Genomic DNA, 24,440 nt, shown 5'->3' with positions numbered 1-24,440 from the left:
AGGCAAAAGGTTAATCAGGGTCCCGGCGCGTACATCCGGACAGGGGCGGAGAAAGTCAGGTCATGAGCATCGAATTCATCACTCCCGAGGTCGACGAGCTGACCCCGCGCATCGCCGTGATCGGCGTCGGCGGCGCCGGCGGCAACGCCATCGCCAACATGATGCGCGCCGACGTGCAGGGCGTCGACTTCCTCGTCGCGAATACCGACGCGCAGGCGCTGAAGTCGTCGATCGCGCCGCACCGCATCCAGCTCGGCGCGAAGATCACGCAAGGGCTCGGCGCCGGTTCGCGGCCCGAGATCGGCCGTGCCGCGGCGGAAGAGACGATCGACGATCTCGCCAAGCGCCTTGAGGGCGCGCACATGTGCTTCATCGCCGCCGGCATGGGCGGCGGCACCGGCACCGGTGCGGCGCCGGTGATCGCCAAGGCGGCGCGCGACATGGGCATCCTGACCGTCGGCGTCGTCACCAAGCCGTTCAGCTTCGAGGGCAATCGCCGCGCCAAGAGCGCCGATGGCGGCATCGAGGAGCTGCAGAAATACGTCGACACGCTCATCGTCATCCCCAACCAGAACCTGTTCCTGATCGCCAACGCCAACACGACGTTCAAGGAAGCGTTCGAGATGGCGGACGAGGTGCTGCAGCAGGGCGTGCGCGGCATCACCGACCTGATGGTCATGCCCGGCCTCATCAACCTCGACTTCGCCGACGTCCGCTCGGTGATGCAGGAGATGGGCAAGGCGATGATGGGCACCGGCGAGGCGTCGGGCGACAATCGCGCGCTGGAAGCGGCGCAGAAGGCGATCGCCAACCCGTTGCTCGACGGCGTCAGCATGCAGGGCGCCAAGGGCGTCATCATCTCGATCACCGGCGGCGACGACATGCGCCTGCTCGAGGTCGACGAGGCCGCGAATCACATCCGCGACCTGGTCGATCCGGACGCCAACATCATCTGGGGCTCGGCCTTCAACCCCGAGCTGGAGGGGCGCATCCGCGTCTCGGTCGTCGCCACCGGTATCGATTCAGACGCCAAGCCCGGCACCGCCGCGCCAGCGCCGGAAGCGGCCAAGTCGTTCAGCTTCGGCATGGGCCGCAAGACCGACGACACCACCTCGTTCCGCCCCAACACCGCGACCGGTGCGGCGCCCGCCGCCGATCCGGCTGCCGCTACGCCGCCGTCGGTGTCGTTCACCGCGCCCTCCGCGCCGCTCGACCGTCAGGCGGACAGCGCGATGCCGACGGAATCGCAGCCGCAGGCCGCGGCCGCATCCGACGACGAACTGGTACTCGGCGCCGACACGATCGTGCCGTCGCCGGCCCCGGCCGACGAGCCGTCCGGCGTCGCGCCTCCCGCCGCGACCCCGCGGGCGCCGACGGCCGAGGCCGGTCGCCGTCCGTGGATCGCGCCCGGCAGCGAAGCGGCGGCGCCCGACGCGGCACCGCAACCGCGCGTGAAGCTTGGCGGAACCCTGTTCGAACGCATGTCGAACGCGGCACGCGGCCCGGCGCGCGAGGATGCCGATGGTGACGGCAAGGAGCCGATCGACATCCCGCGTTTCCTGCACCGCCAGAACAACCAGTAAACCGCGCCCGCCCCGCGCCGTCCGGCGCGGGGTTCCGGCCGCCCGGTAACGCGAAGGCTTGCCGCCTGCGACGGACGGTGCGCATTCCCGCCGCCATCGCGCCGCAACCCGTTCGCCCCGCATCGGTCAGCCAGCATGATCTCGTCATCCGCCGCGATCGCGGTTCCATCGGCTTTCGTCGCCGCCCAGCCCCGCTTCACCGCGCGTCCCGCCATCGGACATTGCCGGTTCAGCCGCCCTCGGCTCTAGTCGCCGCGATCCCATGCGTTTCTTGACCTCCGCTTTTCTGGCGCCCGCCGCTCTCCTGGCGGCGACCGCGCCTGCCGCCCTCCTGGCGCAGGAGGTGGTGCAGGCGTTGCCCGGCACCACCGATGCCGATCGGCTGGCCGAACAGATGCGCGCGCTCGCCGCCAACCCGCGCGATCTCAACGCGTTGATCGCCGCGGCCGACCTGTCGCTGTCGCTTGGCGACCTCAGCGGCGCCGCCTCGCTGTTCGCCCGCGCCGAAAAGGTGTCGGCCTCCGATCCCCGGATCAAGGCGGGGGAGGGGTCGATCCTGGTTCGCTCCGAACGTCCCGGCGAAGCGCTGCGGTATTTCGCGCAGGCCGAATCGGCGGGCTATGACGTCCGCAGTTTCGCCGCCGATCGCGGCCTTGCCTATGATCTGATCGGCCAGCAGGAACGCGCCCAGCGTGACTATCGCCTCGCGCTCAAGTCGCGGCCGGACGATGAGATCGTCAAGCGTTATGCCCTGTCGCTCGGCATTTCCGGCAAGCGCGATGCGGCCTTGGAACAGCTCGATCCGCTGCTGCGCAAATCCGATCGCAGCGCCTGGCGCATCCGTGCCTTCGTGCTGGCGATGGGTGGCGATCAGGCGGGCGCCGAAAAGATCGCGACGACGATGCTGCCGACCGGCATGGCGCAGGGGTTGCAGCCGTTCTTCCAGCGGCTTCCCGCGCTGCCCGTCGCCGATCGTGCCTTTGCGGTGCATTTCGGCGAGGTGCACGCGACGCCCGAACGGATCGCGGACGCCCGGCTGGCCCCCAACCTGCCGCTGCTCGCACCCGATCCGCAGCCGGTCGCGCTCGCCGCGGTGCAGCCCGCCGACCTGCCGGGCAAGAAGGATCGCAAGCGCCGCGGCGGCCGGGATCGCGACACGTCGCCCGTCGCCCTGGCATCGACCTCGCAGCCGGCGGCAGCGATACGGCCGTCGCCATCGACCCCTGCGGCATCCAGCTACCAGACCGCGACCGCGGCGCTCGCCCGCGTCCAGCCGCTGCCGCAGCGGCCCGCTGTGACGTTGACGAGCGCGACGCCCAACACGCTGCCCGCCTCGATCGCGCCGGCCACCGGATCGACGCCGACGAACGCGCCGCTCCGCCCGTCGGTGCCGACCACGGCGGAGGCGGCGAATCTGGCCGCATTGACGAAGACCATGCCGGCCCCGACGGCCGGCGCCGCGGCGACGCCGGCGCCGCCGTCCTTCACCGCAGAGGCGGCGAACCTTGCCGTGCTGGCCAAGACCACGGCCGCCCCGGCTACCGGCGCCGTCGCGACGCTGGCGCAACCGTCGATCGGCACGGCGCGCGGCGCGGCCGTCACGACGCCGCCGCGCACCACCTTGCCGCCGACGCAGCTCGCGTCCGCCGCGCCGGTGTCCGTGACCCCGGCGTCGTCCGCACCGGTGCAATCGCAGCCGCTGCCTCAGGCGCAGTCGCTTCCATCCCCCGGCTTCACCACAGCGACCACCCGGCCGATCGTCGCCACCACGCCGCCGACCCGCCCCGCGGTCGAACCGGTGCGCGTGGCCGCGGCGCCGCCCGCCCCCGAACCCGTCAGCAGCTTCACCGCGCCGCCGTCCCGCAGCGAGGCGGATTCGGTGCTCGCCCGCATCGTCGCGGGCCTGTCGATCCCCGCCGCCGAACTGGGCGTCGCCGAACCGGTGAAGGCCGCACCGGTCGCCGCAGTGCCGCCGGCGGATACCGCCGCCCGCGTGATCGCCGAGGCGAAGGCCAAGGAAGAGCGCGACGCTGCCGCCGAAAAGGCGCTCGCCGCCAAGACCGCTGCCGACAAGCGCGCCGCCGACCGCAAGGCCGCAGCGGACAAAAAGGCGCTTGCCGCCAAGAAGCTGGCCGACGAACAGAAGCTTGCCGATGCCAAGGCTGCCGCCGAGGAAAAGAAGGCGGCACGTGCCAATCCCGCCCGCATCTGGGTGCAGGTCGCGGGCGGCGCCTATGCCGGCGACCTGCCCAAGGCCTATGCCGCGGTGAAGGCCAAGGCGCCGGCGGTCTTCGGCAGCCGCGGCGGCTGGTCGACGCCGCTTCGTGCGACCAATCGCGTCCTCACCGGCCCGTTCAAGACGGATGCCGAGGCGCGCACTTTCGTCAACCAGCTGGCCAAGCAGGGCGTCTCCGCCTTCACCTTCAGCAGCGATGCCGGGCAGGTCATCACGAAATTGCCAGCGAAATGAGCGTGCGCGCGCCCTGGGCTTCGCACCCGGCGCGCAGCAAAGGTCGCCTTCACGAGGAACAGACAGGGACCGCGGTGCGTGGTCCGCGTGATGATTTCCAGCGCGATCGTGATCGCATCATCCATTCGATCAGCTTCCGCCGCCTGCGCCACAAGACGCAGGTGTTCATGGCGCCCGATGGCGATCATTTCCGCGTCCGCCTGACTCACAGCCTCGAAGTCGCGCAGATCGGCCGCACGATCGCCCGCGTTCTCGGCCTCAACGAAGACCTTACCGAGGCGCTGTGCCTTGCCCACGACATCGGTCATCCGCCGTTCGGCCACGCCGGGGAGGATGCGCTGAAGACGGCGCTGGCCGACGCCGGCGGCTTCGATCACAACGGCCACACGTTGCGGGCGCTCACCCATATCGAACGGCCCTATCCGCGCTGGGACGGCCTCAACCTGACCTGGGAAACGCTGGAGGGGCTTGCCAAGCACAACGGCCCGGTTCGCCATCCCGGCTGGGCGCTGCGCGAAGCCGATGCGGCATTCCCGCTCGACCTGGCGACGCATGCCAGTCTCGAGGCGCAGGTGGCGGCGATCGCCGACGACATCGCCTACGACAACCACGACATCGACGATGGCCTGCGCGCCGGACTGCTGACGCTCGACCAGATGCTTGCCGTACCGATCGTCGCGCGCGGCTGGGACGCTGCCTGCGCCCGCTTCCCCGACGTCGCGCCCAAGCGGCTGGCGAGCGAACTCGTCCGCAGCCAGATCGGCACGATGGTCAACGACCTGATCGAGGAAACGCGCCGCCGTATCGCGGCCTCAGGGGTCGGCAGCGCCGACGACGTGCGTCACGCGGGTCGGGCGCTATGCGGCTTCTCGCCCGCGATGCGGGAGGAGGAACGCGACCTCAAGCGCTTCATGTACGCCAATCTCTACCACCATCCGCGCCAGCTGGAGGCGGCGGACGCGGCGCACGGCATCGTCAGCGGCCTGTTCGCCGCCTATCGTGCCGACCCGTCGACGTTGGGCGCCGACTGGTGCGTCGACGTGCCGACCGAAGAACCACATCGCAGCCGCCACATCGCAGACTTCATCGCCGGCATGACGGACCGCTACGCCATCGCCCGCTACCGCGAGCTTGTCGGGCACATCGACCTTCCCGACGGGTTCTAGGGCAGGGATGGCATTCGAATTTTTGGCGTGATGCAGGCCGCATGAATGCCGTCACCCCGGACTGGTTCCGGGGTCCACGGTGCCGCCCGGTCGTCGCAAGAGGCCCCTGCCTGAAACATAGCCGCTGGGTGGACCCCGGAACCAGTCCGGGGTGACGGGCATCGACCTTCAATCCCCGAACGTCGCCCCCTCGGCCGATCGATCGCCCGGAGCATGGCGACGCCACGCCACCGCGTCACTGCGCCGCCGGCAACCGCCTCAGCGCGATGCCAGCTCCGTTCCGCGCGTCGCGCCCTTCGCGTCGGCGGTACGGAACGACACCGGCACGCCGCCTGCGGTTCCGGTCACGCGATTGCCGCGAACGACCAGGCGGAACGGCGCGCCGGAGGGATAGCGGCGGCCGCTGATGACCTGCCGGTCGTTGGCGACCGTGGTGGTGTAGACATAGGTCTGACCCTCGTGCTCGAACGTCCGCTCGGCGCCACGCGCCATGCCGATGGTCGAGGTGAGGGCCGCCGCCGCGGCGGCCAGGATAGCAAAGGTCTTGCGCATGATCGTCTCTCGCCCTTGAGTGCGTCGAGCCAGATCAGGTCCTTCCCAACTTTCGGTTTCAGTAAATATTGCACTGCAGCATGGCGATCAAATGCAAGCTTTGGGCGCATGGCTGCAAATGACGCAATCGTCCCGGTTGGCATAGTTCTGCGACATCTCGGTCCTACGCCATGCGTCAAGGATGAGGAGCATGTCGTGTCGGAAGCTGCCATCGCATTGAACAGATTCGGTCTCGGCGCCCGCCCGGACCAGGCGTCGCCGGACGATCCGCGTCGCTGGCTGACCGCGCAGATCGATCGTTATCGACCCGCCAGCGCACCGATCGCCGCCGCCCCGACCAGTGCGGCCGTGTCTCTCGACCTCGTCGCCTATCAGGCCGAACAGCGCAACATCCGCCAGACGATGGGGCCGCGCCAGTCTGCCCAGGCGTCCGCGATGGCATCCGGCGCCAATGCTGCCCCGGTGATGGCGGACTCGCCGGCGCCCGGCCCCGTCCAGCCCCAGGCCATGGCGCCTGGGCGCTCGCCGGAAATGCCGCTGGCGATGCCGGCGGTGCGCGATGCCCGGATGGCCGCGCGGCAGGAAGCACGCCGCGCGGCGCAGGACCGCTACGTCGCTCTGGTCGGCGCCCGCACCAACGCCGCGCTCATCACCGATACGCCCTTTGCCGAACGGCTGGTCCATTTCTGGTCCAACCATTTTGCCGTCTCCGCCGACAAGCTCGAACTCGTCGGGCTCGCCGGGACGCTGGAGATGGAGGCGATCCGGCCGCATGTCATGGGCCGTTTCGCCGACATGCTGTTCGCGGTGGAGCGGCATCCGGCGATGCTCCTCTATCTCGATCAGGCGGTATCGGTCGGTCCCGACAGCCCGCTCGGGATTCGCATCGCCGGACGCGGCCGGCGCAAGGTCGGCCTCAACGAAAATCTCGCGCGTGAGATCATGGAACTGCACACGCTCGGCGTGCGCACCGGCTACACCCAGGCCGACGTCACCGAATTCGCCCGCGCGATGACCGGCTGGACCGTCGGGGGGATCGGCGGCGGCCCCGGCGCGCGCCTCGCCGGACAGGCAACGCCCGGCAGCTTCGTCTTCGCCGCCGCCATCCACCAGCCCGGCGCCCGCACGATCGTCGGCAAGAGCTATCCCGAAGGGGGCGAGGCGCAGGCACAGGCGGTGCTCGCAAACCTCGCCGTGCACCCCGCCACGGCGCACCATATCGCGACCAAGCTCGCCCGCCACTTCGCCGCCGACACGCCGCCACCGGCGATGGTCGCACGGCTGGAACAGGCGTTCCTGTCCTCGGGCGGTGACTTGCCCACCGTCTACCGCGCGCTCATCGCCTCGCCCGAGGCGTGGACGCCGGCGCCGGCGAAGTTCCGCACGCCGTGGGAATGGACGATCGCCGCCTATCGCGCGCTCGGCACCAGCGAAGTGCGGCCGCAGACGATGCTCGGCCTGATGAACCAGCTCGGCCAGCCGGTGTGGAAGCCGGGTCAGCCGATCGGCTATGACGACACCGCGCCCAGCTGGGCCGGTCCCGATGCGATCATGCGCCGGGTCGAGGCGGCGGAGCGTTTCGCCGCACGGTCGGGCGCCACCGTCGATGCGCGCGCGCTGGCGCCCCGGCTGTTCCCCGCCGCGGTGTCGCCCGCCACCACGCAGGCGCTCTCCCGCGCCGAAAGCCCGGCGCAGGCGCTCGCACTGCTGCTGATATCCCCTGAGATGATGCGGAGGTAACATCATGGATCGTCGCGCTTTTCTCACTGCCGGCCTGCTCGGCACCTTCGCCCCCCGCATCGCCTTCGCCAGGGCGGCGACGGCCAAGCGCTTCGTGTTCGTCATCCAGCGCGGTGCCGCGGACGGGCTCGGCACGATCGGCGCGGTCGGCGATCCTGCCTTTATCGGCGCGCGCGGCGATCTCGCCGCCGACCTTGCCGCCGGTACGAAGCTCGACGCCATGTTCGCGCTGCATCCCGCCATGACCAGCGCCGCCGCGCTATACGGCAAGGGGCAGGCGCTGTTCGCCCATGCCATCGCCTCGCCCTACCGCGACCGCTCGCATTTCGACGGCCAGAACGTGCTCGAGACGGGCGGCACCGGGGCCTATCAGCTGAAGGACGGCTGGATGAACCGCCTGCTCGGCGTCGTCCCCACCGACGATGCCCGGGCCATCGCCATCGCCGCCACCGTCCCCATGGCGCTGCGCGGGCAGCGCGAGGTGGCGAGCTACGCGCCCTCGTCGCTGCCCGACGCCTCCGACGACCTGCTCGCCCGCGTCACCCAACTCTATGCCGGCGACCAGCAGCTCCACGCCTTGTGGGGAGAGGCGCTCGCCACCCGCCAGCTCACCAGCGACCTGTCGCAGGACAATGGCCGCAACGCCGCCGCCACCGGTGCGCTTGCCGCGCGGCTGCTCGCCCCCGCCAACGGCGCACGCATCGCGATGATCGAGACCGGCGGCTGGGACACGCACGCCGGCCAGCGCGGCCGGCTGGCGGCGCAGCTGAAGGGGCTCGACGCGATGATCGCGGCGCTGCAGGCGGGCCTCGGTCCTGTGTGGGACGATACGCTCGTGCTGGTCGCGACCGAATTCGGCCGCACCGTCGCGGTCAACGGCACCGGCGGAACCGATCACGGCACCGGCACCGCCGCGATGCTGTTCGGCGGCGGGGTGAAGGGCGGCCGCGTGGTCGCCGACTGGCCCGGCCTCGCGACCGCCAACCTCTACGACGCGCGCGACCTCAAGCCGACCACCCCGCTCGATGCCTTCATCGGCGGCGCGGTCGCGGACCATTTCGGCGTCGATCCCGCCCGAGCGATGGCGGCGCTGTTCCCCGCCAGCGCCCGCACCGCCGCGATCGAGGGCCTGTTGCGCACCTGATTTGAACCTGCCCCCGTTGTGGGGTAGAGCGCGGCGCTTTTGCCGAACGGACGCTCATGACGCTTTACACCCGCTTCGCCGCGCATGTCGCGACGGCTCTCGACACGCTGACCGCCGCCGGCACGCTGCCCGCCGGCCTCGACCGCAGACACGTCACCGTCGAGCCGCCGCGCGACGTCACCCATGGCGATCTGGCGACCAACGCCGCGATGGTGCTCGCCAAACCCGCCTGCATGAACCCGCGCGCCTTGGGCGAAGCCCTCGCCGCCGAGCTGGCGAAGCTGGACGATGTCGCCGGGGCGAGCGTCGCGGGGCCCGGCTTCATCAACCTGCGCCTCACCGATGCCGCCTGGCGCGACGAGCTGACCCAGATCGAGCGCGCCGGCGACGATTACGGTCGTTCGACGGCGGGGCAGGGCGTCACCGTCAACATCGAATATGTCTCCGCCAACCCGACCGGGCCGATGCACATGGGCCATTGCCGCGGCGCCGTCGTCGGCGATGCGCTTGCCAGCCTGCTCGAATTCGCCGGCCACACCGTGATCCGCGAATATTACGTCAACGACGCCGGCGGCCAGGTCGACGTGCTCGCCCGCTCCGCGCACCTGCGCTATCGCGAGGCGCTCGGCGAGACGATTGCGATCCCCGAGGGGCTGTACCCCGGCGACTATCTCGTCGCCATCGGGCAGGACCTCGCCGCCGAATTCGGCGACCGCTACGTCGCCGCGCCGGAGGCGGAATGGCTCGCGCTGTTCCGCACCCGCGCCGTCGCCGCGATGCTCGTCCTCATCAAGGACGACCTCGCGCTCCTCGGCATCCACCACGACCTGTTCTCGTCCGAGGCGGAGTTGCAGGCCGCCGGCAAGCCCGAGGCGGCGGAGGCGGAGCTGCGTGCCCGCGGCCTCGTCTACGACGGCGTGCTCGAAGCCCCCAAGGGCGAGACCCCCGATGATTGGGAGCCCGTCGAACTGCCGCTGTTCCGCTCGTCGCAGTTCGGCGACGATCAGGATCGCCCGATCCGGAAATCGAACGGGCAATGGACCTATTTCGGTGCCGACCTCGCCTATCATTTCCAGAAGAGCCAGTCCGCCGACCAGCTGATCGACATCTGGGGCGCCGACCATGCCGGCACCGTCAAGCGGATCGTCGCGGCGGTCGCGGCGCTGACCGGCGGCAAGACGCGCTTCGACGTCAAGCTCGTCCAGATGGTCCGCCTGCTGCGCGGCGGTGAGCCGGTGAAGATGTCGAAGCGCGCCGGCAATTTCGTGACGCTTGCCGACGTCGTGCGCGAAGTCGGCAAGGACGTCGTCCGCTTCACCATGCTGACCCGCCGTTCGGACGCGCAGATGGACTTCGATTTCGCCAAGGTGGTGGAGGCGTCGAAGGACAATCCGGTGTTCTACGTCCAATATGCCCATGCCCGCATCGCCTCGCTTCATCGCCGCGCGGCGGAGGCGGGCATCGCCGGGGGCGCCGCCGACCTGTCCCGGCTTGATACGGAGGAACTCGCGCTGGTGAAGCTCGCCGCGCAATTTCCCCGCATCGTCGACACCGCCGCCACGGCCCGCGAACCGCATAGAATAGCGTTTTATCTGTATGACTTGGCAGCTGCCTTTCATGCGCTGTGGAATGTCGGTAACGACCGTCCCGACCGCCGCTTCCTGGTGATCGAGGATCATGATGCGACGCGCGCACGTCTCTTCTTGGCGACGGCCGTCGCACAGATTATTCGTAACGGGCTCAGCATCATGGGTGTGGTCGCGGTTTCGGAGATGAAGTGATGGCGGACGACATGGACCTGCGCGAGGAGGACCGACTGCCGTGGCTCGAAACCGTCGAGCCCGACGAGGACCGCGGCGCGCCGATCGGCAAGGTGATCGCCATGGTCGTCCTCGGCCTCGCCGTGCTGGCAGCGATCATCTACGGCATCTACGCGTTGCAGACGCGTCAGAGCGCCGATGGACAGCTGATCGCGGCGCAGGAGGGGGACTATAAGGTCAAGCCGGACGATCCCGGCGGCCTGAAGGTGAAGGGCGAGGGCGATGCCGCCATCGCGACCAGCGCCGGCAAGGCGGGCAATGGTTCGATCGACCTCAACGCCGTGCCCGAGAAGCCGGTCGAGGGCCGCCGTGTCGCCCCGAACGCGAAGCCGTCGCCGACCGGCGGCAGCAACGCGGTCGCGCAGGTCCCCGCCTCGGGCGGGCGCCTCGTCGCCGCGCGGCCGGTGACCGTCCAGCGCAACGCCGCCGCCAACACCGGCAGCAGCGGTTCGCTGGTCCAGCTCGGCGCCTATCCGAGCCAGGTTGCGGCCGACACCGCGTGGAACGGCTTCTCCAAGCGGTTCAGCTACCTCGCCCCGCTCGGCAAGTCGGTCCAGTCGGTCGCCACCGGCGGCCGCACCCTGTACCGCCTGCGCGTTAACGCCGGCAGCGCCAACCAGGCCGCCGACATCTGCGGCCGCCTCCGCGTCGCCGGCGAAAGCTGCTTCGTCGCAAGCTGAACCGCGCTTCCCCTCCCCGGTACGGGAGGGGAAGCGCGTCACGAGCCGGCGCGACAGAGGAACGATCCCAAACACCGTCGCCACCGCCACCGCCTCTATTCCCCCGTCATCCCGACGAACGTCGGGACCCATGGACGCGCTGACGGCGATGATGGTCTGCAACCCTCGCCCAAACCGAAACCATGGGTCCCGACGTCCGTCGGGATGACGAAGGACAGGGTGAAGGGGGTAATCGAAGCGGGGCCACCAGCCCCGACCACATAACCCCCGCGCTTCCTCGCAAACCCATTCTCCCCGTCATCCCGAAGAACGTCGGGACCCATGGACGCGCTGACGGCGATGATGGTCTGCAACCCTCGGACAAGCCGAAACCATGGGTCCCGACGTCCGTCGGGATGACGAAGGTTAGGGGGGGAAGGGGGTAATCGAAGCGGGGCCACCAGTCCCGGCCACATAACCCCCGCGCCTCCGCGCGAACCCATTCTCCCGTCATCCCGACGAACGTCGGGACCCATGGACACGCTGACGGCGATATGGTCCGCAACCCCTGTGCAAACCGAAATCATGGGTCCCGACGTCCGTCGGGATGACGAAGGACAGGGGGGAAGAGGGTAATCGAAGCGGGGTCACCAGTCCCAGCCACATCACCTCCGCGCCTCCGCGCCTCCGCGCCTCCGCGCGAACCCATTCTTCCATTCTTCCAGTCTTCGCGTCTTCGCGTGAACCAATCCATCGCGCCGCCACACCGCGCTACCCGACGCCGCCGCGCCGCAACTCCCCGCCAAGCCCGCAGCGACGCCCGCCCACCGCATGCCCCCCCAAACCCAGGACGCTCGCATCTTGCGCCCAGCCGCGCTAACCACCCGGCCATGAAGCCCGTCATCTTCGGCATCGCCGGCCTCGCACTCACCCCCGACGAACGCGCCTTCTTCGCCAAGGCGGATCCCGCCGGCTACATCCTGTTCAAGCGCAACATCGATACCCGCGCACAGGTCCGTGCCCTCACCGACTCGCTGCGCGACCTGTCCGGCCGCACCGACCTGCCGATCCTGATCGATCAGGAAGGGGGGCGCGTCGCCCGCATGGGGCCACCGGAATGGCCGGCCTTCCCCGCCGGTCCCGCCTTCGATGCCCTCTACCGACGCGCGCCGATGTCGGCGATCCAGGCGATGCGCGCCAACGGACAGGCGCTGGGACTGATGCTGGCTGAGGTGGGTATCACCGTCGATTGCGCGCCGCTCCTCGACGTCGCGCAACCCGACACCACCGAAGCGATCAGCTGCCGCACCTATGGCGCGGAACCGATGCAGGTCGCCGCGCTCGGTCGCGCCATGCTGGAGGGGCTGGCTGCGGGCGGCATCGTCGGCGTCGTCAAGCATATGCCCGGCCATGGCCGCGCCGCGGTGGACAGCCACCATCTGTTGCCCACCGTCACCGCCGACGCTGCCGCGCTGGAGGTCGATCTGCGGCCGTTCCGCACGCTGGCGCATGCGCCGATGGCGATGACCTCTCACATCGTCTACCAGGCGTGGGACCGCGACCGCCCGGCAACCCTGTCGCCGATCGTCATCGATCAGGTGATCCGCGGTGCGATCGGTTTCGACGGGCTGCTGATGACCGACGATATCGACATGAAGGCCTTGTCGGGCAGCGCCGGCGACAAGGCGGCGGGCGCGATCGCCGCCGGTTGCGACCTCGTTCTCGATTGCTGGGCGCGTATGGACGAGATGGTGGAGATCGCCGGCCGCCTCGGCCCGATCGGCGATGCCGCGCGGGCACGGCTCACCCGGGCGATGGCCAGCGTCGGCGAGGCACAGGGCGATTTCGACGAACTCATCGCCCGCCGCGACGCCTTTCTCGCCGTGGCGTGACGGCCGTGGCCTTCGCCACGCCCCGCACCGGCGTGCCGGGCGCGGTCCGCCAGCTGCTGGCCTTCAGATGCGCGGGGGGCAAACGGCCGGGGGGCAGGCGCCCGCATCGGCTGATCCCGACGGCGCCGCACGGCCACGTCCCGAGGATGGCCGGAACGGCGATTCCAGCCGCGACGGACGGGCCGGGCAGGGGCGCATCCCGCCATGGCTGAACAGCTTACCCTCGATCTCGAAGGGTGGGAGGGGCCGCTCGACCTGCTGCTGACGCTCGCCCGCTCGCAAAAGGTCGATCTGCGCAAGGTGTCGATCCTCGCGCTGGTCGAGCAATATCTGCGCTACATCCACCAGCGCCAGACCGTGCAGCTCGAGGTCGCGGCCGACTATCTCGTGATGGCCGCGTGGCTGGCCTACCTCAAATCCGCGCTGCTGTTGCCGCGCGATCCGGCTGTCGAGCCGGATCCTGAGGATATGGCCCTCCGCCTGCAATTGCGGTTGGAGCGGTTGAACGCCATGCGCGAAGCGGGCACCCGGCTGATGGCCCGCGATCGCATCGGTCGCGACGTCTTCCTCCGCCGTGCGCCGGAGGGCCTGCGCACCGTCCGCCACGCCCGCTGGCAGGCGGAGATCTTCGATCTCATCGCCGCTTATGGCCGGGTCAGCGCGCGGACGCGGCCGGTGATGCACGTCGTCGCGGATCGCGAGGTGATGACGCTGGAGGCGGCGCTGGCGCGCGTGTCGCGGCTGGTCGGCAGCCGCATCGACTGGGCGACGCTGGACAGTTTCCTGCCGGACGGGTCGGGCCGGCTGCGCCGCTCGGCGCTCGCCTCGTCGTTCCTGGCGGCGCTCGAACTCGCCAAGCAGGGGCGGGTCGAACTCCGCCAGCAGGCGCCGTTCGCGCCATTGTACGTGCGGGCGCTGCCATGACGCCGCCCGACGAGACCGTGCGCAGGGTCGAGGCGGTGCTGTTCGCCGCGGCCGAACCGATGGGGATCGATGCGATCCGCGCCCATGTCGGTCGCGATGTCCGCGACAGCGATATCCGCGCGGCGCTGGACCGGCTGGCGCAGGATTATGCCGGCCGCGGTGTCGCGCTCGTCCGCCGCGGCGAGCGCTGGCATTTCGAAACCGCGCCCGACCTAGCGCATCTGCTCCGACGCGACTCGGACGAGGTGCGCCGCCTCAGCCGGGCCGGGACGGAGACGTTGGCGATCATCGCCTATCACGAACCCGTCACCCGCGCCGAGATCGAGGCGATCCGCGGCGTGCAGACGGGCAGGGGAACGCTGGACGTGTTGATGGAGGCCGGCTGGGTCCGCCCCGCGGGGCGCCGCGAGGTGCCCGGACGGCCGTTGATGTTCGCCACCACGCCGGGCTTCCTCGCCCATTTCGGGCTCGCCAGCCGCCGCGACCTGCCGGGGATCGACGATCTGCGCGCGGCGGGTCTGCTCGATCCGGTCGACACCGCTTTGGAGGTGGCAAAGGACGACGATAGCGATTAGATGGAAGGGCATTCTAGGAGATACGCCATGGGCAGCTTCAGCCCGATCCATCTGCTCGTTCTTGCCGTCGTTGCGATCCTGTTGCTCGGTGGCGGGCGATTTTCCAACCTGATGGGCGACGTTGCCAAGGGCGTGAAGAATTTCAAGAAGGGCATGGCGGAGCAGGATGACGACGTTCCGGCAAAGCCCGCGCCGCGTATCGAAGCGCAAAAGGCTGCCGAGCCTGCCTTCGACCGTGACGGCGAGCGCGTTCGCGACGACCGTTAATTCAGTCCCTATCCAGAACCGCTGCGCCCGATGTTCGGTGTAGATTCGTCCGAATTCCTGCTCATCGCCATCGTGGCGCTGGTGGTGATCGGACCCAAGGACCTGCCCAAGGCGATGCGGGTCGTGGGCTATTGGGTTGGCAAGGCGCGCGGTATCAGCCGCTCGTTCCGCCAGGGCTTCGACAATATGGTCCGCGAGGCCGAGCTTGAAGAGATGGAGAAGCGCTGGGCCGCCGAAAACGCGCGGATCATGGCAGAACACCCGGCCTCGTCCGAAGCGGAATCGCTGGCCGCTGCAGAACCGCTAGCGCCTGCGGACCCGGAGCCCCTGGACGCACCGGTGGCTGCTACGGAGAACGACGCGCCGGTGATGGTCGAAAAACCGGTGGTCGCACCGGCGCCGATTGCCGCGACGGCGAACGACGCGCCGGTCATGGCCGAGAAACCGACGGCCACATCCGCTTCGGTTGCCGCTGTCGTGAACGATACGCCGGCGATCGCCCAGAACCCCGCGATCGATCCTGCTCCGGGCGCCGCTGCGCACAGCGATGCGACGACGGCGGTCGAAAAGCCGGCATCCACTCCCGCGCCGGTTGTCGCAGCGACGATCGATGCGCCGGCGATGGTGGAAAAACCCGTCGTCACGCCTGCGGCCGCCCATCAGCCGGCACCGCGCCCCGATAGCACCCCGTCATGAGCGAACCCGAGATCGAAAACGAGATTGATGCCAGCCGCGCGCCGTTGCTGGATCACCTGATCGAACTGCGCCGACGCCTGCTCTATTGCATGCTCGCGCTCGTGCTGGCCTTCGGCGCCAGCTATTTCTTTGCAGAGAATATCTTCGCGTTCCTGGTGCAGCCGCTGCTGTCCGCGGGACAGAAGACGGTCATCTACACCCAGATTTTCGAGGCGTTCTTCGTCAAGGTGAAGGTCGCGTTCTTCGCGGCGATGATGATCTCGTTCCCGGTGATCGCGAACCAGCTGTGGCAGTTCGTCGCCCCCGGCCTCTACCGCCAGGAAAAGCGGGCCCTGCTCCCCTTCATCCTCGCCACGCCGGTGCTCTTCGTCGGCGGCGCCGCGCTGGCCTATTACATGGCCATCCCCATGGCGCTTCACTTCCTTTTGAGCTTCCAGGGCAACGTGGGCGGCGTTCAACAGGAAGCGCTGCCCGCAATCGGAAACTACCTCTCCTTCGTAATGCAATTCCTCTTCGCATTCGGTCTTGCGTTTTTACTTCCTGTGCTTCTCATGTTACTTGAGCGCGCCGGTATTGTTACTAGACAACAACTTATCAGCGCGCGACGATATGCAATAGTCGGTGCTACGGCCGTTGCAGCTGTGTTGACGCCTCCAGATCTAATGAGTCAAGTACTGCTGGCGGTGCCGCTGATCCTTCTGTACGAAGTGGCGATTATCGGGATTTGGTTTACCGAACGGAAGCGTACTAAACAAAGCCAGTCCAATATCATCGAAGCTTAAACGTTATGCCCGTTCAGCCCAATGTATATTGAAAATACCCCCGCACTTGCGTGCAGGGGTAGTCCAAATCGGCGGGAACATGAGTGATTATTTTGCGTGGTCGGCGGTCTTTGCGACGGTGCTGCCTGCCGAACTCACGTCCTTACCGACGCCTTCGACGGTATTGCAGGCGCTGACCATGAGCGCGCCAGCCACGATGATCATGCCGAAAACCTTACGCATAGAACCTCCTTTAGCGTGAACGTCCGGAATGTAATGTCTCGGCTCTATATTCGTTCCGGGTGCGGAACTCGTTGCCGCTGATCTCGCAGGCTAGGCCTGTCGATTTACAGCAAAAGGCCCGAAAACACTGCCGGGGGGAATGCTTTCGGGCCTATGTCGTGGATCGCGAGAGCGGGGGGGGCATAAGACCGCGATCCAAAGCAAGAACTCGGCAATGCGAAGTGAGTTCCCACTGTTGCGGACTTCACCGACTTTTATTCGCCTCAGTCGCGCCCGAGGACGGTGACCGCGATCTCATATGCTCCCGTCATCGGATCGTGATGCAATGGCGCGCGAAGCTGTCGAGACAGCCCTTCGATCACACGCCGATAGCGCGTCGAAAGCAGCTGCTCCAGTGTTTCGCTCTCGACGAAAGCCCGTGAGACGACACGGAACTTGGCTTTCCTATCATCGACTCCCGGCTTCACGGCTACCCGGATTTGCGCAGCGGAGTCGCTGTTCATCGCTAGCTCGATGAGTTCGGTTACAAGAAACGCAACCGCAACCGCCACATCCTGGTTCACCATATAAGGATCGATGTCGAGGGCGATCGACAGGCTTGTCGAGCCATCGGGAGCCGTCGCTCGGATGTTGGAGGATAGCTCTCCGATGACCGAGCGTAAATTGAGGCCGCGATTGTCTTCCATCTCGGCAAAATGATTTCGATGAACGACAGCGAGAGCGTCTACGCGGCGCTGGATCGAGGCATAAGCGGCCGTTGCATCGGGACTGGGCGCGCCGCGTGCGTGAAAGTTGATGAGGCTGGAGATGACCTGGAGGTTGTTCTTGACGCGGTGGTGAACTTCGCGAGTAAGCTTGGTTTGACGCACTACCGCTTCGGCCAGACCGGCTTCGTGCAATGCCACCGTGCGGCTGATCGCACGGAAGGTATCCCCCAGTTCGCGGATTTCCTGCGCCGGCAACGGGCCAAGTTTGCCCGGATCGATGACCTCGCCCGGCGTGTATGACGCCACGCTGGCCCGCAAAAGGCGCAGGGGGCGGATCAGCAGCCGATCGACGATAAACCACGACAGCCCCGCCGCGGCCGCCCACATCAACAGCGGCAACATCAGGGCGACCAGGAACGACGAGGTGATCGGCGCGCTGCGGATACTGGTGCGCAGCGCCAACCCGCCAAGGCCAAGGTCCGTTTCGACGGTTTCGATACGGTCCAAGGGCCCAAGATCCGGGATCGTGGCGAGCTGCAGCGCCTCGTCGTCATGGACCAGCGCACTGGCGAGCGGCATGGCGCGGCTAGCGGGCGCGGCGAGGCGGGCTAGGAACATCTGTGGAAAGAAAACGCGAGCACTTGGGCCGCGGCGGGGGCCGGCCACGGTCAGCACAAGCCCCTTGTCCGGTAACACCGCTGCCGCCACTGCCGTGCCGGAATCGACCGGGGGATTGGCATCGAACGCATCGCCGCACAGCAACCGCCCGTTTCGATCCACGATGGAGAAGCGCGTGCCGGTCGTCGCTTGCTGTGCAAATACGCCCTGAGCGCGGGCACAACTGGGCGCATCGGCAGGGTCCTGCCGCAAGGCGTTCACCGCCACGCGCAACGCCGTCATGTCGCCGATCAATTCGATCGCGATACTCCTGGCGCTTTCATTCGCGGCAATCCGCAAACGGGCACGCGCTTCGGCATCTGCCGTGCGTCCGGTCTGCAGCGTCGCACCGATCGCGATCAGCGCCAGCAGCAGCAGCGCGACGCTCAAGATGATGAATAACTTGGCGCCGGTGGGCAGGCGCGACAGCGCTGACACGGGAGCCATGGCTGCGCGTCGGGTGGAGGAAGAGGCGGCGTCGAGCGTGGAGGCCATGCCCCCTGCTAAGCGAGCTTGTTCAGCAGGTCGAGCAAATCATCCGGAACGTTCTCGTCCACCGTCCGCTGATAAGCAGAGCGCAACGCCGCGCCCATGTCGCGATCCTTGCTCTGAACCTTGGCAGGAGATTTCTTGGAAGACGTTTTCGTGACCTTATCGCTGGGCAATTCCAACATGTCCCCCTGGTGGCCCGGCATGTTCGGGCATCAACGCAACGCTTATGGGACCGCTTTCGTGAAAGCGGTTTGCCCATTCAATCGCCGATGAAACCAAAGTCGCGTTCGTTGGTTCCATCGACGCGCGAAAATTCCGCATGTCCCCGGGGGGCGGGTGGGTTCTTCGACAAACACCGTTGCAAAGCCGCGGACGTAGGCACAGATCAGGCGTCCGCTCAGTATCTCAGGGAGTGAACACCACCCATGTCGCTTGGACAGCAACTCGCACCGCATCTACCTTTCTTGCGGCGCTACGGCCGGGCCCTGACCGGCAGCCAGCATCAGGGCGACAAATATGTTCGCGCCACGCTGGAGGCGATCGTCGCGGCCCCCGATCAGTTTCCGCGCGACGTCGACCCCCGCCTGGGTCTGTATCGCATGTTCCAGGGCATCTGGTCGTCGGCGAACATGGACGGTGAGGAGCAGACGTCGCAAAGCGATGCCGAGGGTACGGAAGCCGTTGCCCGCGCCCGCCTGGCACGGATGACGCCCCTGTCGCGGCAGGCGTTGTTGCTGACCGCGATGGAAGGGTTCACGCCTGAGGACGCGGCGTATCTGATCGAGGTCGATACCAGCGAGGTCGAAACGCTGGTCGGCGAAGCGCTGGCGGAGATCGAGAAGCAGACCCGCGCCCGCGTGCTCATCATCGAGGACGAGCCGATCATCGCGATGGATATCGAGACGATCGTTCGCGACCTGGGTCATGAAGTCACCGGCGTAGCCGTCACGCGCGATGAAGCCGTCGCGCTTGCGATGGAAGATCGTCCGGGTCTGGTACTGGCAGACATCCAACTGGCCGACGACAGTTCGGGCATCGATGCGGTCAAGGACATCCTGGCCGAATTCGAAGTGCCGGTGATCTTCATCACCGCATTCCCGGAGCGCCTGCTGACCGGCGAGCGTCCCGAGCCGACGTTCCTCATTACCAAGCCGTTCCAGCGATCGACGGTCAAGGCGGCGATCAGCCAGGCACTGTTCTTCGACGAGGCGACCATTCCGGCCGCGGTGGCATGACCGGACGCCAATAAAGTTACGGACCCAAAACGGACTTCGGGGGTTTGACGATCATGGCTGATCCAAACGAAACAGTGCATGTGACCACCACCGAAGCCCGTGCGGGCGCGACGCCAGGGATGACGCGTTACATTCTGGGGATCTCGCTTGTGCTCATCATCGCGATCTTCGCGTTCCTCATTCTGCGATAACGCAGCGTCTTTGACGCTCCACTGGCTTTCGCCGGCGAGGACCCTTATCTTGACGCCTCAGGCGGCAACGATGTCCCCGGCTTCGAACGGATTTGCATGACCCAGCCCGCTTCGCGTGACGATGATTACGAAGACGACGACGCGCCGATCGAGCCCGTCGAACACGTCGCGCTATCCGATCCCGAATTCAAGAAACAGCTTGCGCAAGTTATCCCCCATCTGCGCGCGTTCGGCAGGTCGCTGTCCGGCAGCCGCGATCTGGCGGACGATCTGGTGCAGGAGACGTTGCTGAAGGCGTGGGCGGCGCGTCAGCGATTCCAGGCTGGCACGAACATGCGGGCGTGGACCTTCATCATTCTGCGCAACCTTTATTTGTCGCAGATGCGTCGCGCGCGCTTCAAGGGCGAATGGGACGATCTGGTCGCCGATCGGATATTGGCAGCCCCCGCGAGTCAGGATCGCCACGTCGAGCTTGGGGACATGCAGCGTGCGCTGCTGCATCTGCCGCAGCCGCAGCGCGAAGCGCTCATCCTGGTGGGCGCCGGCGGTTTCGCGTACGAGGAAGCTGCGGAAATCTGTCAGGTGGCGGTCGGCACGATCAAGAGCCGGGTAGCCCGTGGCCGTGTCGCGCTCGAGAATATCTTGAGTGACGGATCGCTGCCGTCGCGGCGCGAACACGAGACCGACGTCAACAAGACCGCCCTCGATACGATCATGGGCGAGGTCGACGAACTGAGCCGCGGCCGATAACGCCGCGGCGGTCGTTAGTGGGTAATCCGATCCAGGCGCCGCAACAGCATCAGCAAATCGTCCGGCAATGGCGAGTCATGGAACACACCGCGCAACGACAGCCCGAGAGCATCGGCGGGACGTGGCGTGCGCACGACATAGTCGCCGTGCTTTGCCTTTCCCAAATGATGCTCGTCGGTGACCATGTTGTGTCCAACGACCGGTTACCCAAAATGTTGCGCCCGTCCCGTCGCAGGGCGCGGGAATGTTGCCGGATGTGACCGGCGCGCTGGCGCGGGCGCGAACCGAGGCTCCCTTTCTGGCGCTGCTGCTGGACCGGGAACCGGTGCTCGCGGAGCGGCTGGCGACGGGCAATTTCGATACGAGCTTTACCAGCGCCACCGCCGACATGCCGATTGCCCGGCGTTTGCGGATGGACCGAAGGGCGCTCGCGCTGACCGTGGCGATCGGCGACCTCGCCGGTGCGATGGACCTGACCGCAGTGACCCATGCGCTGAGCGATTTCGCGGATCGTGCGCTGGATCGGGCGATCCGGGCTGCGATCGAGGAGCGTACGCCGGGGGCAGAGCCGCGGGGCTTTGCGGCGATCGCGCTGGGCAAGCAAGGTAGCCGCGAACTCAACTATTCCTCGGACATCGACCCGATCCTGATCTTCGACCCTAAGACGCTGCCGCATCGCAGCCGCGAGGAGCCGGAGGAAGCCGCGGTCCGGATCGGCAAGCGCGTGGTCGAGTTGCTGCAGGCCAGGGATGGCGATGGCTATGTCCTGCGCGTCGACCTGAGACTGCGGCCATCGCCGGAGGTGACGCCGATCGCGCTGCCGGTGGAGGGCGCGATCGCTTATTACGAATCGCAGGCGCTGGCATGGGAACGGGCGGCGTTCATCCGGGCGCGGGCAGCGGCGGGCGATGTGACGTTAGGCCGCTATTTCCTCGATTCCATCCGACCATTCGTGTGGCGTCGTGGCCTGGATTTCGGTGCGATCGGCGAGATCCGCGACCTATCCCGGCGAATTCGCGACCATTATGCGAGCGGGCAGGCATTCGGCCCCGGTTTCGATCTGAAGCGTGGGCGGGGAGGCATTCGCGAGGCTGAGTTCTTCGCCCAAATCCATCAATTGATCCACGGTGGGCGCGACCCTGCTCTGCGGGCGCCGGCGACCCGTGATGCGTTGGCCCAGTTATCGGCCGCCGGGTGGATCGAGGAAGACCATGCGGCGGCCCTCACCGATTCCTATACGTTGCTGCGCACGATCGAGCATCGCGTTCAGATGATCGATGATCGCCAGACGCACACGCTACCTGTGGGCGATGCCCTGGACCGCGTCGCACGGCTGCATGGGGTTTCGGATGGCGAGGCGTTGGTGGCGATGTTGCGAACGCCGGTCGAGCGGGCAGGGGCCATTTACGATGCGCTGGACGAGGGACGACCGGCTGGCCTGCCGCACGATGCACGCGCACTGGGCCGATGGCTGACCGAAGCCGGGTTCGGCGATGGCGATGTGGCCGCCGCGCGGATCGCGGATTGGCGAACCGGCCGGTACAATGCCTTGCGAAGCCCGGCCGCACGCGCGGCGCTGGAAGCGGTGCTGCCGGTGCTGATGCCCGCCCTGGCCGGCGCGCCCGATCCGGCGGCAGCGTTGCTGCGCCTCGACCATCTGCTGGAGCGGTTGTCGAGCGCGATCAATATCCTGCGGCTGCTGGAGGCGCGGCCGGGGCTGGCGTCCTTGTTGGCGACGATCCTCAGCCACGCCGCACCGCTCGCCGATGCGTTGGCGGTGCGGCCGGAACTGATCGACTGGCTCATCGATGCGAGCGCGTTCGAGCCACTGGGCAGCGTCGGTGATCTGGCGACAGAGATGCGCGGCGGCGACCCGCGCGATTACCAGGCGCTGCTCGACCATGTCCGTCGATTGGTCGGGGAGAAACGGTTCGCACTTGGATCGCAGGTGGTCGCCGGGGTTGCCGATCCCCTGGCTGCGGCAGCCGGCTATTCGCGTCTTGCGGAGGCAGCGATCGAGGTACTTGCCGAAGCGACGATCGCAGGTTTCGTCGAGACGCATGGTCGCTTGGCGGACAGCGAGCTGGTCATCCTCGCCTTCGGCCGCCTTGGTGGTGGCGCGCTGACCCATGCCAGCGATCTCGACCTGGTCTATCTGTTCACCGGCAGCTTTGCCGCGGAATCGGATGGCGCCAAGCCGTTGGGGGCGACGCTCTATTACAACCGGCTGGCGCAGCGGATCACCGCGGCGCTGTCGGTGGCGACGGCTGCCGGTCCGCTATATGCGGTCGATACGCGCCTGCGCCCCTCGGGCACGCAGGGGCCGCTGGTGGTGTCGCTGGATTCGTTTGCGCGCTATCAGCGGGAGGAGGCATGGACATGGGAACATATGGCGCTGACGCGCGCCCGGCCCGTGTTCGGTTCCGCCAACGCGCGGGCGGCGGCGGCGGCGGTCATCGCGGACGTGCTGGGCGGTACCCGGCCGGATCGCGACCTGGTCGTCGAGGCGGCGGGCATGCGCAGCGACATGGCGCGGCATAAGCCGCCCGCCGGGCCGCTGGATGCCAAATTGCTGCCGGGCGGCCTGGTCGATCTGGAGTTCGCGGTCCACCTGACGCAGTTGCGGCATCGCACCGGCTTTACGCCTCAGCTGGACACGGCGATCGCCACGTTGATCGCGGCCGGGTTGCTGCCGCCGGCGTTGGCGTCCGCGCATGATCTGCTGACCCGCCTGCTGGTGACGCTGCGGCTCGTCGCGCCCGATGCGGCGGAGCCGCCGCCAGCGACCCGCGCGCTGATCGCGCAGGTGCTGCGGCGCGACGATTGGGACGCCGTGCTTGCCGCCTTTGCAAGCACCCGGCAGGAGGTGCAGGCCGCCTGGGCCGCGATGACAGGAGAGACGAATGGATGACGGTGCGACGATTCCCGCGGTGACGGTCACGCTGCCTGACGGCACGCCGGTTTGGCTTTCCGACCTGCCTCTGCCGGCGGTAATCTATTTCTATCCCAAGGACGATACGTCCGGCTGCACCCGCGAGGCGCAGGACTTTTCGGCGCTCGCCGAGCAATTCGCCGCGGCCGGTGCCAGCCTGATGGGGATCAGCAAGGATACCCCCGCGAGCCACGGCAAGTTCATCGCCAAGCATGACCTGACCGTCAGCCTGGCGAGCGACGCGGACGGCAGCGCCTGCGATGCGTTCGGGGTTTGGGGCGAAAAGCAGATGTACGGCAAGACGTACATGGGGATCGAGCGGGCGACGTTCCTGTTCGGCGCCGATGGACGGCTGGCGAAGGCGTGGCGCAAGGTCCGCGTGCCGGGTCATGCCGCCGCCGTGCTGGAAGCGGTGCACGGCCTGTAGCGCTGCGATCAGCTGCCGAGCACGATCGTCCCCTTCGCCTTCGTGCTGCCATCGCCGGTCAGTTCGAGCCGGAAGGGCTTGTCGTCCTCGGTCGTGCCGGTCAGCCCCTGGCCATCCTGCCGGATGGTGAAGCCCGCCTTGCCGAGCCGTTCCTGGAACCAGGTGCGAACCTGATCCGCGCTGCCCGGACTGGTGAAGGCGAGGCGCAGGCCGCCGTCCTTGCCGGCCGTCGCCATGTTGACGGTATCGATCGTCGATCCCGGATATAGCCGGACGCCGTTCAGGTCGAAATCGGTGGCGTCGAGCTGGATCTTGGGCAGCTTGAACTGTCCCGAGAAGCCGGGAACGTCGACCTTCACCTCGCCCGACTTGCCGTCGATCGAGCCGACCGTGTTGCCGCCATCGGCATTGATCGAGACGGACGTACCGTCCCCGGCGCGGTCGCAGGCGGCGAGCGGCAGCGCCAGGGCTGCGGCGAGAAGGATGGCGCGCGTCATCGGGGCATCTCCTTGCATAGCGGTGTGTATTGATGTGCCAACACACGTAGGCGCGGCAGC

At 67.7% G+C, this 24,440-nt stretch carries 23 protein-coding genes; 17 read left to right on the top strand and 6 right to left on the bottom strand.

Features of this window, described 5'->3' with window-relative positions; genetic code table 11:
• The first annotated feature begins 62 nt into the window (after positions 1 to 62).
• The 3 genes from ftsZ (at position 63) to GTH33_RS16770 (ending at position 5,219) form a co-directional block, all read left to right on the top strand.
• On the top strand, positions 63 to 1,583 hold the full coding sequence (gene ftsZ, locus GTH33_RS16780) for a cell division protein FtsZ (RefSeq protein WP_163959384.1): 1,521 nt from the start codon (positions 63 to 65) through the stop codon (positions 1,581 to 1,583).
• Between the two features lie 262 nt (positions 1,584 to 1,845).
• On the top strand, positions 1,846 to 4,053 hold the full coding sequence (locus GTH33_RS16775; RefSeq protein ID WP_163959383.1) for a tetratricopeptide repeat protein: 2,208 nt from the start codon (positions 1,846 to 1,848) through the stop codon (positions 4,051 to 4,053).
• Positions 4,050 to 5,219, top strand: coding sequence for a deoxyguanosinetriphosphate triphosphohydrolase (locus GTH33_RS16770; RefSeq protein WP_163959382.1), 1,170 nt, complete (start codon positions 4,050 to 4,052; stop codon positions 5,217 to 5,219). Before GTH33_RS16775 ends, GTH33_RS16770 begins: the two co-directional genes overlap by 4 nt.
• A gap of 258 nt (positions 5,220 to 5,477) precedes the next feature.
• On the opposite strand, the gene GTH33_RS16765 is transcribed toward GTH33_RS16770, so the two are convergent.
• Positions 5,478 to 5,771, bottom strand: coding sequence for a hypothetical protein (locus GTH33_RS16765; RefSeq protein ID WP_163959381.1), 294 nt, complete (start codon positions 5,769 to 5,771; stop codon positions 5,478 to 5,480).
• Positions 5,772 to 5,966: 195 nt separating this feature from the next.
• Here GTH33_RS16765 and GTH33_RS16760 point away from each other — a divergent pair, with 195 nt between their 5' ends.
• The 10 genes from GTH33_RS16760 (at position 5,967) to tatC (ending at position 16,270) form a co-directional block, all read left to right on the top strand.
• Positions 5,967 to 7,511: a DUF1800 domain-containing protein gene (locus tag GTH33_RS16760; protein WP_249054935.1), complete on the top strand. Its 1,545-nt coding sequence runs from the start codon at positions 5,967 to 5,969 to the stop codon at positions 7,509 to 7,511.
• Between the two features lie 4 nt (positions 7,512 to 7,515).
• Positions 7,516 to 8,655 (top strand): DUF1501 domain-containing protein, encoded by a 1,140-nt coding sequence (locus tag GTH33_RS16755; protein ID WP_163959380.1) that lies wholly within the window; start codon positions 7,516 to 7,518, stop codon positions 8,653 to 8,655.
• A gap of 56 nt (positions 8,656 to 8,711) precedes the next feature.
• Entirely contained in the window at positions 8,712 to 10,436 is a 1,725-nt protein-coding gene (gene argS / locus GTH33_RS16750; protein WP_163959379.1) for an arginine--tRNA ligase, read from the top strand.
• Positions 10,436 to 11,155, top strand: a complete 720-nt coding sequence (locus tag GTH33_RS16745) for an SPOR domain-containing protein (RefSeq protein WP_163959378.1) — start codon at positions 10,436 to 10,438, stop codon at positions 11,153 to 11,155. Before argS ends, GTH33_RS16745 begins: the two co-directional genes overlap by 1 nt.
• An 869-nt stretch (positions 11,156 to 12,024) precedes the next feature.
• Positions 12,025 to 13,026, top strand: a complete 1,002-nt coding sequence (locus tag GTH33_RS16740) for a glycoside hydrolase family 3 protein (protein WP_163959377.1) — start codon at positions 12,025 to 12,027, stop codon at positions 13,024 to 13,026.
• A 204-nt stretch (positions 13,027 to 13,230) separates the two neighbouring features.
• Positions 13,231 to 13,950: a segregation and condensation protein A gene (locus GTH33_RS16735; RefSeq protein ID WP_163959376.1), complete on the top strand. Its 720-nt coding sequence runs from the start codon at positions 13,231 to 13,233 to the stop codon at positions 13,948 to 13,950.
• Complete coding sequence (gene scpB / locus GTH33_RS16730; protein WP_163959375.1) at positions 13,947 to 14,525, top strand: SMC-Scp complex subunit ScpB; 579 nt, start codon at positions 13,947 to 13,949, stop codon at positions 14,523 to 14,525. Before GTH33_RS16735 ends, scpB begins: the two co-directional genes overlap by 4 nt.
• Positions 14,526 to 14,552: 27 nt before the next feature.
• Positions 14,553 to 14,792 carry a twin-arginine translocase TatA/TatE family subunit gene (locus tag GTH33_RS16725; protein ID WP_163959374.1) on the top strand — a complete coding sequence of 80 codons (240 nt, stop codon included), beginning with the start codon at positions 14,553 to 14,555 and terminating at the stop codon, positions 14,790 to 14,792.
• A gap of 30 nt (positions 14,793 to 14,822) precedes the next feature.
• Positions 14,823 to 15,488, top strand: coding sequence for a Sec-independent protein translocase protein TatB (gene tatB / locus GTH33_RS18450; protein ID WP_163959373.1), 666 nt, complete (start codon positions 14,823 to 14,825; stop codon positions 15,486 to 15,488).
• Entirely contained in the window at positions 15,485 to 16,270 is a 786-nt protein-coding gene (tatC, locus tag GTH33_RS16715) for a twin-arginine translocase subunit TatC (RefSeq protein ID WP_163959372.1), read from the top strand. The genes tatB and tatC overlap by 4 nt, the downstream gene beginning before the upstream one ends.
• Positions 16,271 to 16,357: 87 nt before the next feature.
• Here the strand turns inward: tatC and GTH33_RS16710 are convergent, their stop codons facing one another.
• The 3 genes from GTH33_RS16710 to GTH33_RS16700 form a co-directional block, all read right to left on the bottom strand.
• Positions 16,358 to 16,492: an entericidin A/B family lipoprotein gene (locus GTH33_RS16710; protein WP_163959371.1), complete on the bottom strand. Its 135-nt coding sequence runs from the start codon at positions 16,490 to 16,492 to the stop codon at positions 16,358 to 16,360.
• 263 nt (positions 16,493 to 16,755) lie between these two features.
• Positions 16,756 to 18,351, bottom strand: coding sequence for a sensor histidine kinase (locus tag GTH33_RS16705; RefSeq protein WP_420877064.1), 1,596 nt, complete (start codon positions 18,349 to 18,351; stop codon positions 16,756 to 16,758).
• A gap of 8 nt (positions 18,352 to 18,359) precedes the next feature.
• On the bottom strand, positions 18,360 to 18,530 hold the full coding sequence (locus GTH33_RS16700; protein ID WP_163959370.1) for a NepR family anti-sigma factor: 171 nt from the start codon (positions 18,528 to 18,530) through the stop codon (positions 18,360 to 18,362).
• A gap of 243 nt (positions 18,531 to 18,773) precedes the next feature.
• Between GTH33_RS16700 and GTH33_RS16695 the strand changes: the two genes are divergently transcribed.
• Positions 18,774 to 19,583, top strand: a complete 810-nt coding sequence (locus tag GTH33_RS16695; RefSeq protein WP_163959369.1) for a response regulator — start codon at positions 18,774 to 18,776, stop codon at positions 19,581 to 19,583.
• A 287-nt stretch (positions 19,584 to 19,870) separates the two neighbouring features.
• A complete protein-coding gene (locus tag GTH33_RS16690) occupies positions 19,871 to 20,524 on the top strand; it encodes a sigma-70 family RNA polymerase sigma factor (protein WP_163959368.1) in 654 nt (217 codons plus the stop codon).
• 14 nt (positions 20,525 to 20,538) lie between these two features.
• Here GTH33_RS16690 and GTH33_RS17945 read toward each other — a convergent pair whose 3' ends face one another.
• Entirely contained in the window at positions 20,539 to 20,709 is a 171-nt protein-coding gene (locus GTH33_RS17945) for a hypothetical protein (protein ID WP_166753066.1), read from the bottom strand.
• Between the two features lie 59 nt (positions 20,710 to 20,768).
• On the opposite strand from GTH33_RS17945, the gene glnE reads away from it, so the two are divergent.
• Both glnE and GTH33_RS16680 read left to right on the top strand, forming a co-directional pair.
• The gene (gene glnE / locus GTH33_RS16685; RefSeq protein ID WP_163959367.1) at positions 20,769 to 23,435 is read left to right on the top strand and encodes a bifunctional [glutamate--ammonia ligase]-adenylyl-L-tyrosine phosphorylase/[glutamate--ammonia-ligase] adenylyltransferase; all 2,667 of its coding nucleotides are present in this window, start codon (positions 20,769 to 20,771) and stop codon (positions 23,433 to 23,435) included.
• A complete protein-coding gene (locus tag GTH33_RS16680) occupies positions 23,428 to 23,883 on the top strand; it encodes a peroxiredoxin (RefSeq protein ID WP_163959366.1) in 456 nt (151 codons plus the stop codon). The genes glnE and GTH33_RS16680 overlap by 8 nt, the downstream gene beginning before the upstream one ends.
• 8 nt (positions 23,884 to 23,891) lie before the next feature.
• Here GTH33_RS16680 and GTH33_RS16675 read toward each other — a convergent pair whose 3' ends face one another.
• Entirely contained in the window at positions 23,892 to 24,380 is a 489-nt protein-coding gene (locus GTH33_RS16675; RefSeq protein WP_163959365.1) for a hypothetical protein, read from the bottom strand.
• Positions 24,381 to 24,440 lie beyond the last annotated feature (60 nt).

The organism is Sphingomonas insulae (genome assembly GCF_010450875.1).
In the GTDB taxonomy this organism is placed as follows: Bacteria; Pseudomonadota; Alphaproteobacteria; order Sphingomonadales; family Sphingomonadaceae; genus Sphingomonas; species Sphingomonas insulae.
The sequence above is the reverse complement of the archived record's forward strand: the minus strand, read 5'-3'. Positions and strand labels throughout refer to the sequence as shown.

Coding starts and splice junctions, on each gene's coding strand:
- GTH33_RS16740 (WP_163959377.1), top strand. CDS start 12,025: ATGAAGCCCGTCATCTTCGGCATCGCCGGCCTCGCACTCACCCCCGAC.
- GTH33_RS17945 (WP_166753066.1), bottom strand. CDS start 20,709: ATGGTCACCGACGAGCATCATTTGGGAAAGGCAAAGCACGGCGACTAT.
- GTH33_RS16755 (WP_163959380.1), top strand. CDS start 7,516: ATGGATCGTCGCGCTTTTCTCACTGCCGGCCTGCTCGGCACCTTCGCC.
- ftsZ (WP_163959384.1), top strand. CDS start 63: ATGAGCATCGAATTCATCACTCCCGAGGTCGACGAGCTGACCCCGCGC.
- scpB (WP_163959375.1), top strand. CDS start 13,947: ATGACGCCGCCCGACGAGACCGTGCGCAGGGTCGAGGCGGTGCTGTTC.
- GTH33_RS16705 (WP_420877064.1), bottom strand. CDS start 18,351: ATGGCCTCCACGCTCGACGCCGCCTCTTCCTCCACCCGACGCGCAGCC.
- GTH33_RS16675 (WP_163959365.1), bottom strand. CDS start 24,380: ATGACGCGCGCCATCCTTCTCGCCGCAGCCCTGGCGCTGCCGCTCGCC.
- GTH33_RS16710 (WP_163959371.1), bottom strand. CDS start 16,492: ATGCGTAAGGTTTTCGGCATGATCATCGTGGCTGGCGCGCTCATGGTC.
- GTH33_RS16775 (WP_163959383.1), top strand. CDS start 1,846: ATGCGTTTCTTGACCTCCGCTTTTCTGGCGCCCGCCGCTCTCCTGGCG.
- tatC (WP_163959372.1), top strand. CDS start 15,485: ATGAGCGAACCCGAGATCGAAAACGAGATTGATGCCAGCCGCGCGCCG.
- argS (WP_163959379.1), top strand. CDS start 8,712: ATGACGCTTTACACCCGCTTCGCCGCGCATGTCGCGACGGCTCTCGAC.
- tatB (WP_163959373.1), top strand. CDS start 14,823: ATGTTCGGTGTAGATTCGTCCGAATTCCTGCTCATCGCCATCGTGGCG.
- GTH33_RS16680 (WP_163959366.1), top strand. CDS start 23,428: ATGGATGACGGTGCGACGATTCCCGCGGTGACGGTCACGCTGCCTGAC.
- GTH33_RS16735 (WP_163959376.1), top strand. CDS start 13,231: ATGGCTGAACAGCTTACCCTCGATCTCGAAGGGTGGGAGGGGCCGCTC.
- GTH33_RS16700 (WP_163959370.1), bottom strand. CDS start 18,530: ATGTTGGAATTGCCCAGCGATAAGGTCACGAAAACGTCTTCCAAGAAA.
- GTH33_RS16745 (WP_163959378.1), top strand. CDS start 10,436: ATGGCGGACGACATGGACCTGCGCGAGGAGGACCGACTGCCGTGGCTC.
- GTH33_RS16690 (WP_163959368.1), top strand. CDS start 19,871: ATGACCCAGCCCGCTTCGCGTGACGATGATTACGAAGACGACGACGCG.
- glnE (WP_163959367.1), top strand. CDS start 20,769: ATGTTGCCGGATGTGACCGGCGCGCTGGCGCGGGCGCGAACCGAGGCT.
- GTH33_RS16725 (WP_163959374.1), top strand. CDS start 14,553: ATGGGCAGCTTCAGCCCGATCCATCTGCTCGTTCTTGCCGTCGTTGCG.
- GTH33_RS16695 (WP_163959369.1), top strand. CDS start 18,774: ATGTCGCTTGGACAGCAACTCGCACCGCATCTACCTTTCTTGCGGCGC.
- GTH33_RS16765 (WP_163959381.1), bottom strand. CDS start 5,771: ATGCGCAAGACCTTTGCTATCCTGGCCGCCGCGGCGGCGGCCCTCACC.
- GTH33_RS16770 (WP_163959382.1), top strand. CDS start 4,050: ATGAGCGTGCGCGCGCCCTGGGCTTCGCACCCGGCGCGCAGCAAAGGT.